The organism is Paraburkholderia agricolaris, from assembly GCF_009455635.1.
GTDB classification, from domain to species: domain Bacteria; phylum Pseudomonadota; class Gammaproteobacteria; order Burkholderiales; family Burkholderiaceae; genus Paraburkholderia; species Paraburkholderia agricolaris.
The window spans coordinates 2,039,337-2,056,085 of sequence record NZ_QPER01000001.1; the positions used below are offsets into that span (position 1 = coordinate 2,039,337).

Genomic DNA, 16,749 nt, shown 5'->3' on the forward strand with positions numbered 1-16,749 from the left:
ATGGCCTCGACCGAACCCTATTCCCCGAAACCGCCTGTGCCGCTGCTCTCGGTGCAGCGTGTCGACAAGCGCTATCCGAACGGCACGGTCGCGCTCGAAGACGTGCGCCTCGCGATCGAACCCGGCGAGTTCATTTCCTTACTTGGGCCGTCCGGCTGCGGCAAGAGCACCTTGCTGAAAATGTTCGCCGGCATTGAAACGCCGACGCATGGTCATCTGCGCTGGTGGGGGCAAGCGTTCGAGACGGTCGGCTCGCCGGGGCGGCGCATGTCGATGGTGTTTCAGGAAGCGACCTTGATGCCATGGGCGACCGTTGCCGACAACGTGCGTCTGCCGCTCGATCTCGCACACGTGCCACGCCGCGAAGCCGATGCGCGTGTTGCCGAAGCGCTCGATGGCGTGGGGCTCGCGAAGTTCGGCAAGGTGCTGCCGCGCGAGCTGTCGGGCGGCATGCAGATGCGCGCGTCGCTCGCGCGTGCGCTCGTCACCGAGCCGGACCTTCTGTTGCTTGACGAGCCGTTCGGCGCACTCGACGAATTCACCCGCAACCGCCTCGACGGCGATTTGCGCGCGCTGTGGCAGCGGCGCGGCATGACGGTGGTGTTCGTCACGCACAGCATTTACGAAGCCGTGTATCTGTCGAGCCGCGTGGTGGTGATGCAGGCGCGACCGGGCCGCATCATCGCCGAGGTGCCGATTGACGGTCCGCTCGAACGCGACGATGCGTTCCGCGTCAGCGAGCCGTTCATGCAGCACTGCAAAACGCTCTCCGAGTTGATTACCGATGCGCATCGCGCGTCGTTCGCGAACGAAGAAACAGGAGTGCAATCATGACGGGCGAAGTGCTTGCGGGTCATTCGGCCAACCATAACGCGGCGCGCAACCCAGTGGCCGCGAAAGCCGCGCGGCGCCCGTGGCTGCATCGTCCCGGCGTGGCGAAGATGATCGCGCCGTGGGTCGTTGGCATGGTGGTGCTGGCGTTGTGGCAGGGCTGGTGTGTGCTGATGAAGGTGCCGGCGTATCTGGTGCCGTCGCCGTCGGCGATCGTGACCGAGCTGGTGCAGGACGCACCGCTATTGTTCGGCAGTTTGCTGGCGACGCTGAAAATCACGCTGCTGGCGTTTGCACTTGCCACCGTGCTTGGCGTGGTTATCGCGTTGCTGTTCGTGCAGAGTCCGCTGATCGAAGCGAGCCTGTTTCCGTATGCGATTCTGTTGCAGGTAACCCCCGTGGTGGCGATCGCGCCGCTGATCATCATCTGGGTCAAGGACATGAATGTCGCGTTGGTGTTGTGCGCGACGTTGGTGGCCCTGTTCCCGATCATCTCGAACACGGCGCTCGGCTTACGCAGTGTGAACCCGGGATTGATCAACCTCTTCAGGATCAATCGCGCAACCCGTTGGCAGACGCTGGTGCGCCTGCGCATTCCGAGTGCGTTGCCGTATTTCTTCGGCGGCCTGCGGATTTCGAGCGGGCTGTCTTTGATCGGTGCGGTGGTCGCGGAGTTTGTCGCCGGGACGGGCGGCAGCGGGGCGGGGCTGGCCTATCAGATTCTGCAGGCAGGTTTTCAGTTGAATATTCCCCGGCTCTTTGCGGCGCTGCTGCTGATCACCGTGACGGGCGTCGTGCTGTTTGCCATCACGGCGTGGGTGTCGCGCATCGGTTTGCGCGGCTGGCACGATAGCCAACTTTGATTTTTGCGCTCAGGCTTATGACGACATACGACACTCAACCCTCCACGCTGATCCGCAACGCGGCCGCGATCATGACAGGCGGCCGTGGTACCGCGGACGATCCATCGCGCGTGCCGGGTCCCGACATTCGCATCGTTGGCGATACGATCGACGAGATCGGTGCGCTCGCGCCGCGACCTGGCGAGACGATCGTGGACGCTACTGACTGCGTGATTTATCCGGCGTGGGTCAATACTCACCATCATCTGTTCCAGTCGCTGCTCAAGGGAGACACGGCCGGACTCGACGCCACGCTTACGCCGTGGCTTGCCGCGACGCCTTATCGGTTTCGTGCGCTATTCGACGAGCGGCGCTTCCGGCTCGCGGCGCGCATTGGGTTGATCGAACTCGCGCGCTCCGGCTGTGCGACCGTGGCCGATCACAACTACGTGTACTACCCGGGCATGCCGTTCGACAGTTCGGCGATTCTGTTCGAGGAGGCGGAGAAACTCGGGTTGCGTTTCGTGTTGCTGCGCGGCGGCGCGACGCAAACACGGCAACTCGAGGCCGACTTGCCGACGGCGTTGCGACCTGAAACGCTGGACGCTTACGTCGCCGATATCGAGCGGCTTGCCGCCAGATACCACGACGCTTCACCGCGAGCGATGCGGCGCGTCGTGATGGCGCCGACCACGGTGTTGTATTCGATTTCCCCTCGGGAGATGCGTGAGACGGCGGCGGTTGCGCGTCGCCTCGGATTGCGCTTGCACAGTCACCTGTCGGAGACGGTCGGCTATCAGGACAGTGCGTATTCGATGTACCGGCAATCGCCGGTGGCTTTTTGCGGCGAGCACGACTGGCTTGGCAGCGATGTGTGGTACGCGCATCTGGTCAAGGTCGACGCGGACGAAATCGCGTTGCTTGCGCAGACGGGCACGGGTATCGCGCATTGTCCGCAGAGCAATGGGCGGCTGGGCAGCGGTATTTGCCCGGTGCGGGAGATGGCTGACGCGGGGGTGCCGGTATCGATTGGCGTCGACGGTGCGGCCTCGAACGAAGCGGCCGATATGATTTCCGAGGTGCACATGACGTGGCTGGCGCAGCGGGCACGGCTGGGGATGCTGGCGCAGCCGGCGTATCGGGGCGGCAGTTTCGAAGGCGGAGCGGGCGCGGCGAGCATTGCCGAGGTGATTCATTGGGGGACGGCGGGCGGCACCCGGGTGATGGGGCTTGATGAGGTTGGGAAAGTTGCTGTGGGGTATGCCGCGGATATTGCGGTTTATCGGCTCGATGATCCGAGGTATTTTGGGTTGCATGATCCGGCGATTGGGCCGGTTGCTTCTGGGGGGAGGCCTTCGGTGGCGGCGCTTTTTTCTGCTGGGAAGCGGGTGGTTGTTGATGATCTGATTGAAGGGGTTGATATTAAGGAGTTAGGGGGGGAGGCCCGGAGGGCTGTTCGGGAGTTGTTGGCGGAGGTTGTTGTTTGAGATTTTGGGTTGGTTTTTTGCCTGCGCGGCGCTTGTTGTATCTGTTTTGCCTTTGGCGGTGGGATTTCCTTGGGCTGGAATCTTTGGCCTTTCCTGGCTGGGGTCGTGGTCCGTCTGATGTTGGTCTTTTGGCCTTTCCTTGACTTGTTAGTGGTCTATTAGCGTTGCCCCTGTGCGGGGCGGCACCTACTTCTCTTTGCCGCCGCAAAGAGAAGTAGGCAAGAGAAAGCGGCTCAAACCGCTAATTCTTAAGCGGGTCCCCCGCACAGTAGCGGTAGTGGTGCATCTGGAATCTGTGTTCTCGCACATTCAGCCTCAGTGACAAAGGCGTCATACCTCCGGCGGCGCTGCGCGCGCCGATACCCAGTTCATAACACCGCTCCCTGCGTTCGCGCACACCGAGGATGTCGCACGGGCCGCCTGTGCCTGGTGGGCCTCCATCGCCGGCATCATTTAATTCGAAGTACGAAAATTCAGTAGCGTAAGCCGTTGCGGCTTGCTCGCTGCGCGAAGCAAAGCCGCTGGTTTCCCAGGCAGACCCGCCCGCGACGCACGCAGTGCGGAGTGGGAGCTGATGAGTCCTTTGTCAACGGCGCGGAGTGTGCGGGGGCACGGATTCCAGATGCACCACTACCGTGGCTGCGCGGGGGACCCGCTTAAGAATTAGCGGTTTGAGCCGCTTTCTCTGGGCCTGTCAGTAATTTCGTGTTTGAGGCATAACATGTCGCCAAGGAGTGACTATGCCTCGCAAACCGAAAGCCAAGCCGGTAGACCTGCCGGCAATTCCTGCCGAGCTGCTTGAACAGTTCGGCAACGGCCCGATGACGGCCGAAGCCATCAATGCCGCCACGATGGCGCTCAAGAAGGCCCTGATCGAGCGTGCGCTGGGTGGCGAGATGAACCACCATCTCGGCTATCCGTCGGGCGCCGCCAGGCCGGCCCACGCCACGAACCAGCGCAATGGCCGTGGTGCCAAGACGGTTCTGACCGAAGACGGTCCAATCCGCATCGAGGTGCCCCGCGACCGTGATGGCAGCTTCGAGCCGATATTGATCCCCAAGCATGAACGCCGCTTCACCGGCTTCGACGACAGGATCGTGGCCATGTACGCGCGTGGCATGACGGTCCGGGAGATTCAGGGTTTCCTGCAAGAGCAGTACGGCACCGAGGTCTCGCCTGATTTCATCAGCTCGGTGACCGACGAGGTGATGGCCGAAGTGAGCGCCTGGCAAACCCGGCCGCTCGAGCCCATGTATCCGGTCGTGTTCTTCGATGCCTTGCGCGTCAAGATCCGCGAAGACGCCGTGGTACGCAACAAGGCGGTCTATCTGGCACTGGGCGTGCTGCCGGACGGCACACGCGACATTCTCGGACTCTGGATCGAAGGCACCGAAGGCGCCAAGTTCTGGATGAAGGTCTTCAATGATCTGAAGACGCGCGGCGTCAACGACATCCTGATCGCCGTCACGGATGGTCTCAAGGGCATGCCCGAAGCACTGGCCGCCGTGTTCCCGGCCACCACGCTGCAGACCTGCATCGTCCATCTGATCCGTAATAGCCTGGATTATTCGAGCTGGAAAGATCGTCGGGCACTGGCCGCAGCGATCCGTCCGATCTACACGGCACCCAGCGCGGAAGCGGCCGAAGCTGAACTCGACGCGTTTGCCGATGGGCCATGGGGCCAGAAACTCCCGATGATTGGCATGGCCTGGCGCAGTGCCTGGGACCGCGTGATCCCGTTCTTTGCGTTTCCCCCCGCGATACGCAAGATTATTTACACCACAAATGCCATTGAGAGCATCAATGCCCAGTTGCGCAAGATCATCAAGACCCGCGGCCACTTCCCGAGTGCCGAGGCCGCCACCAAGCTCATCTGGCTGGCCTTGCGAAATATCACGGCGAACTGGGGACATGCCGCTCACGACTGGAAGACGGCCATGAACCAATTCGCTATCCTCTATCAGGATCGCTTCATCAGATCACCCGTGTAATTCTCCAAACGCCTTAAACACGGAAATTCTGACACCCCCCTTTCTCTTGCCTACTTCTCTTTGCGGCGGCAAAGAGAAGTAGGTGCCGCCCCGCACAGGGGCAACGCTAATAGACCACTAACAAATCAAGGAAAGGCCAAAAGACCAGCAACAGAACAGAGACACCACAGCAAGGAAAGGCCAAAAATTCCAGCCCAAGAAAATCCCACCGCCAAAGGCAAACCAGCTAAACCAAGCGCCGCGCAGGCAAAAAAAACCTTAAACAGCAACCTCCCGCCCACCCCCCATCACCGACATAACAAAATCAAAAAAAGCCCTAACCTTAGCCGGCGGCTGATGCCGCGAAGGATAAAGCGCATACAGCGGATGAACCTCATCCCTCCAGTCAGGAAACAGCTCAACCAGCTTGCCATTGGCAAGCAACGACTCAACACCAAGCGCAAGCACCTGCGCGACCCCCTGGCCCGCAGCGCACACACTATGCAAAGTGCCAACGTCATTCACCATCAAGCGCCCCTGCGGGGTAATCGCAATCTTCTTGCGCCCGCGATGAAATTCCCAACTGAACGGGTAACCCGTCAACGGATTGCGAAACTTGATACACACATGCTTGCCGTTTTCGAGCTCGGCCGGACTCGCCGGATGACCATGCCTCTTCAGATACGACGGCGCGGCCACCGTCATAATCCGCGTGTCGATCAGCTTGCGTGAAATCAGCGTTGAAACCGGCGGCTCGCCAAAACGGATCGCAAGGTCGAACCCATCAGCGACCATATCGCCTAACTGGTCGCGCGTGATCAACTCGAGTTGCAGATCGGGATGCCTGTCGATAAAGCCGCCGAGCCTCGGCCCCAGCACGAGACGCGAAAACAATGGATCCATGCTCACCCGCAAACGTCCGCGAACCGCAGTCGCACCCTGCGCCGCCGTAGCAGCCGCTTCCTCGAGCCCACCGAGTAGCGGAACGATCTGTTCGTAAAATCGCCGGCCTTCGTCAGTCAGCATGACCGAGCGAGTAGTGCGGTCGAATAGCCGGATGCCAAGGCGTGTTTCAAGCCGTGCAACCGAACGGCTGACCCCGGATTGCGACATATCGAGTGCTTCGCCAGCCGCCGCAAAACTGCCGCAGTCGACGATCGCCGTCAGCACGCCCATGCCGTTCAGCATGCGCTCGTCAAATGGCATGTGATATTCCCTTGTTATGCATTAATGCCCGACATGCTAACGCGAAATATCGTTCGAATTCATACGCGGGTATCGGGAAACCCAGGCTTTCCCAACGCATCAATGACGCTGCATCATGAGTGGAATAACCGTCACGCTATCGCGTCAGGCAAGCGGGCAGCGCCGATCTGAATGCGTTGGCCCGATGCGCCATGGAATGCGGTTCTCATCATGCTTTATGCATATTTGTATTGAGCAACGGAGAACGCGATCAGGCCGTAAGTTTTTATTATCGATTTTGCCGATCTATCGAATATTGCCGCCATCGCCATACAGGCGGCGCCCGTTTGAATGAACCCGGCGACGGTTTTTCCAGCATCCGCTTGCCGGATCGGGGACGTTGCTCAGCGTCCCGCGCCCTGAGTCGCTTGCCCACGCACCTCGCGCGTGACGGGCGCTTCGTCGAGGTGGCGGAATATCCATGCCGACACCAGCGTGATGACGCCCACGCACACGAAGCTCAGGCGGAACCCGAGCGCGGCCGATCCCCATTGCGCCGAGAACAGATTCACGAGGCCGCCGCCGATCGAGACGCCCAGCCCGATCGCCAGCATCTGCACCATCGAAAAAAGGCTGTTGCCGCTGCCGGCGTCTTCACGCGAGAGACCCTTGAGCGTGACGCTGTTCATCGCCGCGAATTGCATGGAGTTGGCGCCGCCGAACACCGCCAGAATCACGATCCCGACGATCAGCGGCGTACCGCGCGTGATCAATGCGAGCGCAACGATCGACGAACCCACGATCACCGTGTTGACGAGCAGAAAGGTGTCATAGCCATAGCGGCGCACGAGCGGTGCAATCCAGCGTTTGGTGAGGGTGCCGGCCAGTGCGGCGGGCAGCATCATCAGACCCGAATGCAGCGGTGTGTAGCCGAGTTGCAATTGCAGCAGCAAGGGCACGAGGAAGGGCACGGCGCTCGAGCCGATGCGGCACACCAGATTGCCGATCAGACCGACGCCGAAATTCGGTTCGCGAAAGAGCGCGAGTTTGAAGAGTGGATTGTTGCGGCGCCTCGCATGCGGAATGTAGGCGAGCGCGCTCACCACGGCGAGCGCGAAGAGGCCGGCCGACCATGCCAGGCGGTGCGACGGCACCGGCGCGTCGACGGCCAGCGAAAACGCGATCATGCACAGCGACAGCAGCCCACAACCGACAAAGTCGAACGGCGGCGCCTGAGTTTCGCCATGCGCCGGCAGAAATCGCTGTACTGCATAGAGGCCCAATGCACCGATCGGCACGTTGATCAGGAAGATCCAGTGCCAGGTAATAGCCTGAACGAACCAGCCGCCGAGCGTCGGACCCGCGATCGGCCCCAACTGGCCGGCAATCGAAATGAACGCGAGCGCCGATACGTATTGCTCGCTCGAGACGCTGCGCAGCACGGCGAGCCGCCCGATCGGCAACAGCATCGAACCGCCCAGTCCTTGCAGGACCCGCGCGAGCACCAGTTGGCCGAGCGTATGCGCGCTCGCGCAGCAGATCGATCCGAGCACGAAGATGAGAATCGCCGCGAAGTACACGCGCCGCGTGCCGAAGCGATCGGCGAGCCAGCCCGACGCGGGCGTGAGCATCGCCATTGTCAGCGTGTAGGCGACCACGATCGGTTGCATCGCGAGCGGCGCGACGTGCAGACTCCTGGCAATCGACGGCAGCGCGGTGTTGACGATCGTTGTGTCGAGCGACTGCATGAAAAAGCCGGCGGCGACGATCCAGAGTAGCGCGGTCTGGGCGGAATCCTTGTTCATATCCAAATGAGCGATAGGGCGCTGGCGGGGACAGATCGGCGGCCCGTGCTCGAAACAATCGTTGGGGGGATTGCGTCATGATATTGACATCCCTGTCAATCGGGAACCCCACTGGGGACGTTGACTGTTATCGACTTTGCCGATAACCAGGCTCACAATGATCTATGCTCAATCCCATCTGGCTCAAGACCTTCACCACCGTCGCCGCCTGCCATAGCTTCACCGAGGCGGGGCGGCAACTGGATCTCACGCAATCGAGCGTCAGCGAACATATCCGCCGGCTCGAAGAGAGCGTGGGGCGGCGCCTGTTCGTGCGCGACACCCATTCGCTCGCCATGACCCCGGACGGCGAGGCCATGCTCGCGCACGCCAGCGTGATCCTGCAGGCGCTCGCGCGGGCCGAGTCGCAGTTTCGCGCGCCGCGTTTAAAAGGGCGTGTGCGGCTCGGCTCTTCGGACGACGTCGCGCTCGGGCCGCTGCCCACGGTGCTGGCGGCATTTCGCGACGCGCATCCCGATGTCGAACTGGAAATCACCATCGGCATGACCGGCAAGCTGTATGAGTTGCTGGACGCCGGTTCGATCGATCTGCTGGTCGGTAAGCGGCGGCTGGGCGATCGCCGTGGCGTGCCGCTGTTCACGGGGCGGCTGGAGTGGCTGGCGCGCACCGGTACGCTGGTCGATCTGAGCCAGCCGTTGCCGCTGATTCTGGTCGCGGAGCCGAGCGTGACGCGCGCCGTGGTGCTCGATGCGCTCGCCGAAGCCGGTTTTAGCTGGCAGGTGGTGTGCACAAGCAGCAGTCATTCGGGCTGTATTGCGGCCGCGCGCGGCGGTCTCGGGATAACGGTGCGTCCGCAGTACCTGGCCGCCCGGGGCCTGACGCCGCCGCTCAACGCGGCCAGTCTGCCGACGCTGCCCTCGGTGGAATTTATCGCGCTGGCCGCCAGACGGCTGAGCCGTCCGGCAGGCACGTTGCTGCAATTGCTGTACGACAGCGACTTACGTGGGTCGTGGATTGGTGAATGAAGCCGGGCGGGCAGTGCCTGAGTGGATGACGTGACCCGCGGCGCCATTCTGTCGGCGTTCCAGCCTAAGCGGGCAGGGTCGCGGCCAACGCGTCGAACTCCGCGCTCCAGGCCGCGCGCCATGCGTGGCGTGTTGCTTCGTCGATCCACGCGCCGTCAATGCCGTTCAGCATGAACTGCCGCAACTCGGCGATGCTGAAGCCGAAGTGGCTATGCATCAATTGCCATGCTTCGCCGGGGGTTACCTTGTGCAGTGTCGGGTCGTCGGTATTCGGGTGAATTTTCAGGCCCAGACCCGGCATGCGCCGTATCGGATGCTGTTCCGCCCAGACCTCCGGCGCGAGCGTGCGCAAGTAGTAGGAGTTTGTCGGCACCACGGTGAACACAATGCCGCGCTCCGCGTAGCGCGCCGCCAACTGCGGGTTGTCGACGATCGTATAGCCGTGATCGATCCGATCGCATTGCAACAGATCGACGGCTGTCTCGACATTGCGCCACGGCATGCCGAATTCGCCCGCATGCGCGGTGGTCCTGAAACCTGCGTTACGCGCATTGCGGTACGCCTTCCAGAACAATTCGGGAGGCCGGTCGTTCTCGCGGTAGTCGATGCCAAGGCCCGCCACTTCGTCCGCGCGATGCGCGCACATCCAGTCGACCAGCGCGACCGCTTCGTCGGGATCGGCTTCGCGGTCGATGCTGGGGATCAGCCGTGCGCTGATGCCGAAGTCGCGAGCGGCGTCGCGAATCGCGGTGACAATGGCCGCTTGCGCATCCGCATAGGGAATCTTCGAAACGCGTACCGTGCCGGTAGGATTCCAGAAGAATTCGCTATGACGCACCTGGTGCGAAGCGGCGTCGGCGAGATATTCATAGGCGATGCGATGCAGGTCGTCCGCCTGCGTGAGCAGATGCTCGTCGAGCGCGCGCAGCACGCGCAGCACGCCGACCGGTTTTTCGCCGCGCGTATAGAACGCGTCGATCTCTTCGCGAGCGATCGGCGCGTGGCTCTTTTCGGCGAGCGCGATGAACGTTTCGTGGCGAACCGCGCCCAGCAGATGGCAATGCAGCTCGACCTTCGGCAGAGCGGTGAAGAAGGCGCGATGGGCGTCGGTAAGCGTAATGCCGAGGCGCGATGCGGGCACGTTGCCCAATGTCTCTTTCATGTCGGTATGGTTTTCGGTAGTTTCAATGCGGCTTGACCACGGTATAGAAGTAATAGCCGAGCGGCACGGCCAGCACATAGAGACCCCACGGCACTTCGCGGAAACGGCCGGCGAGCAGCTTGACGAGCACGTAACAGAGCAGGCCGCCCGCGATGCCGGTGCCGAAACTGTTCGACATCAGCGTGAGCAGCACCATGGAAAGAACGGGTAGCGAGTCGCTGAAGTCGTCGAAATGCGTATGGCGGATCGTGCTGAACATCGACAACCCGATCAGGATCAGCGCCGGCGCGGTCGCTTCCTTCGGAATGGCCAGCGCGACCGGCACGAACAGCAGCATCAGCGCGAACATCGCGGCTGCGGCAAGCGAGGAGAGGCCGGTACGCCCACCCGCTTCAACGCCTGCGGCGGATTCCACCAGCGCGGTCAGCGCCGGAATACCGAACACCGGACCGAGCGTCGCGGCAATCGAATCGACGAGGAACGGCCGGTTGATGTTCGGCAGATTCGCGTTTTCGTCGAGCAGATCCGCTTTGGCGCCGACCGCGAGCGTGGTGCCGAGCGTCGAAAAAAAACTCCGCCGCGAAGAACACGAACAGATACGGAATCGCGGCCACGCTCAACGCGCTCGCAATATCGAGTTTGAAGGCGATCGGCGCGATGCTATGCGGCCATGACAGGAACGACGCGGGCATATGCGTGACGCCGAGCGGCACACCGGCGGCGGCCGCAATCAGAATCGCCCACAGGATCGCGCCAGGCACGCGGCGGCCTTGCAGCACGACAGCCGCGCCGAGGCCGATCAACGCCACCAGCGTGCCGGGCCGCGAGAAATCGCCGAGCGCGAGCGCGTTGGTCTTCGCGTTGGCGATCACCATCCCGGCGTTGCGAAAGCCGAGCACGGCGATGAACAAACCGATCGATGCGCCGAGCCCTAGCTTGATCTGCGCCGGAATCAGGCGCACCACGAGGCTGCGCGCACCCACCAGGGTCAGGATCAGGAACAGCACGCCGGACACGAATGCAATGCCGAGACCCGTTTGCCACGCGACGTGTTCGCCTGCGAGCGTAATGCCGAGAATCACCGAGCCGCCGATGCCGGGTCCCACCAGAAACGGCAGATTCGCGTACAGCGCCATCAACACCGTACTCAGCACGAACACGAGAATCGTCGCGGTGGTCGCCGCGCCGCGATCCATGCCACCGGCCGACAACAGCGACGGAATCACCACCAGCAAATAAGCGGCCGCGAGAAACGACGTGATGCCGGCGATCGTTTCGATACGCACGCTGGTGTTACGCCCGGCAAGCGCGAAACGCCGTTCGAGCCAGCCGCCGCGCGCGGCCTGTGCCGGATTGTTGCTGTTCGGCATTGAAGATTCGTTATTGATCAATTGATTCATCCTGTAACCACGCATTTATACTGCTGCGCATTGCGTCGATGCATTGCTCTCCATGACCGACCGTTCGTCCCTGCTGCCCGCGCTCACGCTGCGGCAAATCCAGTACTTCGTCACCCTTGCGCATGCACGCAGCTTCACGCAGGCCGCGCAGTCGCTCGCCCTGACGCAGCCGGCCTTGACGGCGGCGATCCGGCAGATCGAGTTCCTGCTCGGCGGTCCACTGTTCGCACGCTCCGCGCACCGGCTGACGCTCACGCATGCGGGTGCCAGCGTGCTGCCGCTCGCCGAGCGGCTGCTCAATCAGGCGCGCGGCACCTTCGACGACATGGCGAGCACCTTCGCCGAACGCGTGCAGACCGTGCGCATCGGGCTGATTCCGTCGGCTGCGGCGCGCCTGTTGCCTGCGCTCGCCTCGTTGCGCGTCCGGCAACCGTCGCTGCGCTTCACGCTGAACGACATGCCGAACACCGCCCTGATCGATGCGGTGCGCGAGGGCGCGGCCGATTTCGGCGTGGGCGTGCACGAACCCGATGCAGCCGTGCCGGACAAGGACGGCGAAGCTGCGTTGCGCTACCAGGATCTGTTCGAGGATCAGATCGTGGTCGTGGTGCGGCGTGACGATCCGCTCGCGCAGAAGAAAAGCCTTGTGTGGGCGAGACTGGTGGGCCGCGATCTGGCCGTGTTCGTGCGCGGCAGCGTCAGCGACGCGCTGCGGCGCACCGGCGGGGCCGAGGGCTTGCAACTGACAGTCGCGTACCGCGTCGAGTACACCGAGCCCTTGTACGAACTCGTTCGCAACCGTCTGGCGATTGCCGTGCTGCCCAGTCTCTACACCATGCACTTGCACGACGCGGAACTGGTCGCGTTGCGCGTCGACAAGCCGCGCGTCACCCGTTCTATCGCGTTGATTTCGCTTGCCGGCGACGATCGTGGCCCGCACGTACGCGCTTGCCGCGAATGGATCGCCGCACATATCTGACTCAGGTTGCGCGCGTTGCATGACCGATTGCATGACCGATTGCATCACCGATTGCCTCACCGACGTCGAGCTTTTCACGGCTTCACGGCTTGAACCGCTCACGGCAGCGTGGCAAGCCGTGCGCGCAAGGCGGCATAAAAACCGTCCGCGTCCACTTCGGTGATCCAGGTCGCGTTCGGCTTGCGGCCGCTGTGTCCGCTCCAGTCCACCACCGTTTCACCGAGCGTCCATTCGCCGACGGTCTCGATCATGACGTTGACCTCGCGGCCCTTGAAGAGAGACGGCTCGATCAGGTAGCCGGTCGCGCAAGGGTCGTACATCGGTGCTTCTTCAATGCCCTTGCGTCCCTTCTGATACGCGACTTCCGCGGCCATGATGTCGGCGGCCATCGTGCCGCAGCGATTGCCGAGCGCGCGGATCGGTGCGATCCGTGCCGGCGTGATCGGCGCTTTTACCGCGACGTCGCGCGGCAGCACGACGATCGGCACGCCGCTCGCGAACACGACCTGCGCGGCCTGCGGGTCGACGTAGATATTGAATTCGGCCGCGGGCGTGACGTTGCCGCGTTCTAAAAAAGCACCCCCCATCAGCACGATTTCGCGGATGCCGGCGCGGATCTCCGGGGCTTCGATCAGCGCGGTGGCCAGATTGGTCAATGGCCCGATCGCGCACAGCGTCACGCTATGGGGCGGCGCCACGCGCAAGGTGTCGATCAGAAACGCGACTGCGTGCTGCGGCGCGAGGGGCGCGAGCGGTTCATGCAGCGGCACGCCGTCGAGGCCGGTCTTGCCGTGCACGTTGGCCGCCGTGATCAGTTCGCGTGTGAGCGGCCGCGGGCAGCCCGCGTAGACCGGCAGCGATTGCGTGTACCCGGCCCAGTCGCGCACGATGCGGGCGTTGCGTTCGGTGAGATCGAGCGGCACGTTGCCCGCGACCGTCGTGATTGCGCGCACGTCGAGCCGGTCGCTCGCCCCGAGGGCGAACATGATCGCGATCGCGTCGTCCTGACCGGGATCGCAATCGATGATCACACTGCGGCGCACGCCGCCTGGCGCAGCGGCAGCGCCCGAAGAGGACGTGCCGCTTGCGGTGTTGGCCGAGCCCGCGGTAGCTGGAGAGGCCGCGCCGGCAAACATCGGCCATGCCGATGCACCCGCAGCCAGCCCCACGGCCGTGCGCAAGAACGCACGCCGCTCCTGAGTCGAGTCGAAGGATTTCATCATGGTCAGAACACGTGGCGCATGCCGACCGTCGCGATCATCTGACGGATGCCGGTGGATTGAGCGTAAGCAAAAATCTGCGCGTGCTGCGCGTCGCCCGCGGCCTGCTGCGCGATCACCGTCAACGCGACGTCGGTGCGTTTCGACAGGAAATAGTCGGCCTGCAGATTGACCTGATGCCATTTGGGGCTCGTGTTGATCACGTCGTATTTGCCGTCGGTGAACGCGTACGCTGCACCGAGAATGAACGCGGGGCTCACGTGGTAGTTCACGTTCAGGTTGTAGTTCTGCAGATGCAGATGCGAACCGTCGAGATAATCGTAGCGGACATCGGTGAAAAGCGCTGCAAATTGCGCGGGGCCGACCGTATAGAAACCGCCCGTGCCGAAGATGCGTTGCTTGCTCGCGTACGCGGCCGGATGCAGCGCGCTCTTCGCGAAGATCAGCAGCGACGACGCGTAGTCGTTCGAAATCGCGCCGTCCGGATTGGTCGCGCTAAACGGGTTGTTGTATTGCGCGTAGACCACGCTCCACTTCAGCGGTCCGTTTTCGTAACCGGCGCCGAAGCTGTACGCGTTGTTGTTGGCGAAACCGGTGGCATTGCTGAAGCCGTATTCGGCCGTGGCCTTCAGCCCGCGATAGTCGGGTGTCACGTACTTCACCGCGTTTTGTACGCGAATGTCGTTATAGCCGTTGTCGTTGTCGCCGATGTTTACGCCGTTGCTCGCGATGATCACCGGGCCGACGTAATCGTGCACCGTGTCGTACTGACGGCCGAAGGTCAACGTACCGTAGGTTTTGCTGGAGAGCCCGACGAACGCCTGCCGGCCAAATTCGCGGCCGTTTTGCGACGCGGTGCCGGACATTACGTTGAAGCCGTTCTCCAACTGGAAGATCGCGGTCGTGCCGCCGCCCAGGTCCTCAATGCCCTTCAGACCCCAGCGTGGATTCTGGTTGGTGCCCGAGAGTGCCTGCCACGCATTCTTGCCGCCCTGATTGGTCGCATAACCGACGCCCGCCGAAATCAGGCCATACAGCGTCACGCTGCTTTGCGCATGGGCAACGCTGGAGAGCGCGCCGGCGATCGCGAGAGGGGCGAACTTGAGTAGTTTCATCATGGTCCAGTAGCGGGAAAGGAGGGCGCCGAAGAAGGGGCGCATTCGAACTGGGCTCGACTATACGAATTCGTTGGTTATAAAAATAATGTTGTTTTTTTATAGTTCCATAAATTTAATCTATTCAATGAGATCTGCGCCGCTCGCTGGAACAACCGGCACGAGCGTCCTTATAGCCTGTAATGGCATCGTTGCCGGGCCTCGGGCGATTCTGTATGGTGGCTCATCGACCTACATCATCGACCTACCCAGCGAGCACCTCATGACGACCGCCGCAGACCCCCTTCCGCAACCGATTCGCTCCGATGTTCTGATCGTGGGTGCAGGCCCTGTGGGCCTTTTTGCCGCTTTCGAAGCGGGTGTGATCGGCCTGTCATGCCAGATTGTCGACGCGCTCGACAAGGTCGGCGGACAATGCACGGAGCTCTATCCGGACAAGCCGATCTACGATATTCCCGCGATTCCGTCGTGTACGGCGCGTGAACTGGTCGAGCGTTTGCTGGTGCAATGCAAGCCCTTCGATGTCCCGATTCATCTGGAGCAACGGGTCGAGTCGGTCGAGCAGCGCGACGACGGGCGCTGGACCGTGCATACCGATCGCGGCCTCGTATTCGACGTGGCGGCCATTCTGCTTGCCGCCGGTAATGGCGCGTTCGTCCCGCAAAAACTGGCGCTTGCCGAAGCCGTGCCGCTGGAGTCGCGTCACGTCCACTACAGCGTGCAACGTCTTGCCGATTTTGCCGGCAAGACCGTGGTGGTGGCGGGCGGCGGCGATTCCGCGCTCGACTGGGCGCTGGCCTTGCGCGAGGTCGCGCGGCGCGTGACGCTGGTGCATCGCCGCAACGGTTTCAGCGCGGCCAATGCGAGCGCCGACGCGATGCGGCGGGCGGTCGAGGCCGGGGAGATGGATTTTGTCGTCGGCGCGATTGCGGGACTCAACGTCGAGAACGATGCGTTGCAATCGATCGCGCTGCGCCATATCGAAGGCGAGACGCAGCTCGACGCCGAGCAACTTGTCGTGCTGTACGGTCTGGTCGCCGATCTTGGACCGATCGCGCAGTGGAATCTGTCGATTCACGGCGGCCGCGTCGATGTGGATACATCCAACTATGAAAGCTCGCGGCCCGGCATTTTCGCGGTCGGCGACATCGCCAACTATCCGAACAAACAGAAGCTGATCCTGTCCGGTTTCCACGAGGCATCGCTAGCGCTGCGCAAGGCCTATGCGTACGCCTATCCGGAGAAGAAGCGGGTGCATGTCCATTCCAGCTACGACGCGAAGCTGGCGGAGAAGGTGGGGGCAGCGGCCTGAACCATTCTGTGGGTGGCGCAGGAGGGGCTGGCGCTGCGCTTGGTCCGACTGAGCCTGCCAGAGAGTTTCAGCGTCACGCAAAGCGTGGGGTTGGCCATTAAGTCGATCATTCTTTCCGGCCTCGCCACTGACAAGATTCGGCCGCCGCGGGCCAGTCTAATTTTGTGCGGGTATTTGCGGGGGCAGTGGGAACGTCGCTTGCTACAACAGGTTGGAATGACCGCACGATCCTGCATCATGCGTGGCTCGCCGAGCAAATCAGTGTGAACAGGTCGAGCGTCGCAGCGGCGGCGGGCGCCGGGGGGCATTGACGTCCCGCGGCCATGCGCGGCGTCAAATATGGCTGTTTTCAGTGATCGAGGCGATAACGTGCCGGGTAACAGGCGAAACATGAAACTGAGCCGGTGTATGCTGTT

The 16,749-nt window shown here is 62.5% G+C and carries 12 protein-coding genes and 2 pseudogenes; 8 read left to right on the forward strand and 6 right to left on the reverse strand.

Annotated features, from left to right (window positions below; all coding sequences use genetic code 11):
- From GH665_RS09210 to GH665_RS09225, 4 genes are all read left to right on the forward strand, one after another.
- Window positions 1–834, forward strand: coding sequence for an ABC transporter ATP-binding protein (locus GH665_RS09210; protein WP_153135598.1), 834 nt, complete (start codon window positions 1–3; stop codon window positions 832–834).
- Between the two features lie 107 nt (window positions 835–941).
- Entirely contained in the window at window positions 942–1,694 is a 753-nt protein-coding gene (locus GH665_RS09215; protein ID WP_153138329.1) for an ABC transporter permease, read from the forward strand.
- 17 nt (window positions 1,695–1,711) lie between these two features.
- Entirely contained in the window at window positions 1,712–3,160 is a 1,449-nt protein-coding gene (locus GH665_RS09220; protein ID WP_153135599.1) for an isoxanthopterin deaminase, read from the forward strand.
- 740 nt (window positions 3,161–3,900) lie between these two features.
- The gene (locus tag GH665_RS09225; RefSeq protein WP_153134964.1) at window positions 3,901–5,151 is read left to right on the forward strand and encodes an IS256 family transposase; all 1,251 of its coding nucleotides are present in this window, start codon (window positions 3,901–3,903) and stop codon (window positions 5,149–5,151) included.
- Window positions 5,152–5,409: 258 nt separating this feature from the next.
- Here the strand turns inward: GH665_RS09225 and GH665_RS09230 are convergent, their stop codons facing one another.
- Both GH665_RS09230 and GH665_RS09235 read right to left on the reverse strand, forming a co-directional pair.
- On the reverse strand, window positions 5,410–6,336 hold the full coding sequence (locus tag GH665_RS09230; protein ID WP_153135600.1) for a LysR family transcriptional regulator: 927 nt from the start codon (window positions 6,334–6,336) through the stop codon (window positions 5,410–5,412).
- Between the two features lie 383 nt (window positions 6,337–6,719).
- Window positions 6,720–8,135, reverse strand: a complete 1,416-nt coding sequence (locus GH665_RS09235) for a DHA2 family efflux MFS transporter permease subunit (RefSeq protein WP_281357274.1) — start codon at window positions 8,133–8,135, stop codon at window positions 6,720–6,722.
- A 149-nt stretch (window positions 8,136–8,284) separates the two neighbouring features.
- Between GH665_RS09235 and GH665_RS09240 the strand changes: the two genes are divergently transcribed.
- Window positions 8,285–9,145, forward strand: coding sequence for a LysR family transcriptional regulator (locus GH665_RS09240; protein ID WP_028198612.1), 861 nt, complete (start codon window positions 8,285–8,287; stop codon window positions 9,143–9,145).
- 64 nt (window positions 9,146–9,209) lie between these two features.
- Here the strand turns inward: GH665_RS09240 and add are convergent, their stop codons facing one another.
- Both add and GH665_RS39535 read right to left on the reverse strand, forming a co-directional pair.
- Window positions 9,210–10,307: an adenosine deaminase gene (gene add, locus GH665_RS09245; RefSeq protein WP_153135602.1), complete on the reverse strand. Its 1,098-nt coding sequence runs from the start codon at window positions 10,305–10,307 to the stop codon at window positions 9,210–9,212.
- Window positions 10,308–10,329: 22 nt separating this feature from the next.
- Window positions 10,330–11,677: pseudogene (locus GH665_RS39535) on the reverse strand (NCS2 family permease).
- An 82-nt stretch (window positions 11,678–11,759) separates the two neighbouring features.
- On the opposite strand from GH665_RS39535, the gene GH665_RS09255 reads away from it, so the two are divergent.
- Window positions 11,760–12,686: a LysR family transcriptional regulator gene (locus GH665_RS09255; RefSeq protein WP_153135603.1), complete on the forward strand. Its 927-nt coding sequence runs from the start codon at window positions 11,760–11,762 to the stop codon at window positions 12,684–12,686.
- Window positions 12,687–12,784: 98 nt separating this feature from the next.
- Here GH665_RS09255 and GH665_RS09260 read toward each other — a convergent pair whose 3' ends face one another.
- Both GH665_RS09260 and GH665_RS09265 read right to left on the reverse strand, forming a co-directional pair.
- The gene (locus tag GH665_RS09260; protein WP_153138331.1) at window positions 12,785–13,822 is read right to left on the reverse strand and encodes a nucleoside hydrolase; all 1,038 of its coding nucleotides are present in this window, start codon (window positions 13,820–13,822) and stop codon (window positions 12,785–12,787) included.
- 89 nt (window positions 13,823–13,911) lie between these two features.
- Window positions 13,912–15,024 (reverse strand): porin, encoded by a 1,113-nt coding sequence (locus GH665_RS09265; RefSeq protein WP_153135604.1) that lies wholly within the window; start codon window positions 15,022–15,024, stop codon window positions 13,912–13,914.
- 259 nt (window positions 15,025–15,283) lie between these two features.
- Here GH665_RS09265 and GH665_RS09270 point away from each other — a divergent pair, with 259 nt between their 5' ends.
- Both GH665_RS09270 and GH665_RS39080 read left to right on the forward strand, forming a co-directional pair.
- Window positions 15,284–16,333: an NAD(P)/FAD-dependent oxidoreductase gene (locus GH665_RS09270; RefSeq protein ID WP_153135605.1), complete on the forward strand. Its 1,050-nt coding sequence runs from the start codon at window positions 15,284–15,286 to the stop codon at window positions 16,331–16,333.
- A gap of 96 nt (window positions 16,334–16,429) precedes the next feature.
- Window positions 16,430–16,623 (forward strand): annotated as a pseudogene (locus GH665_RS39080) (DHA2 family efflux MFS transporter permease subunit); the annotation flags it as partial.
- Window positions 16,624–16,749 lie beyond the last annotated feature (126 nt).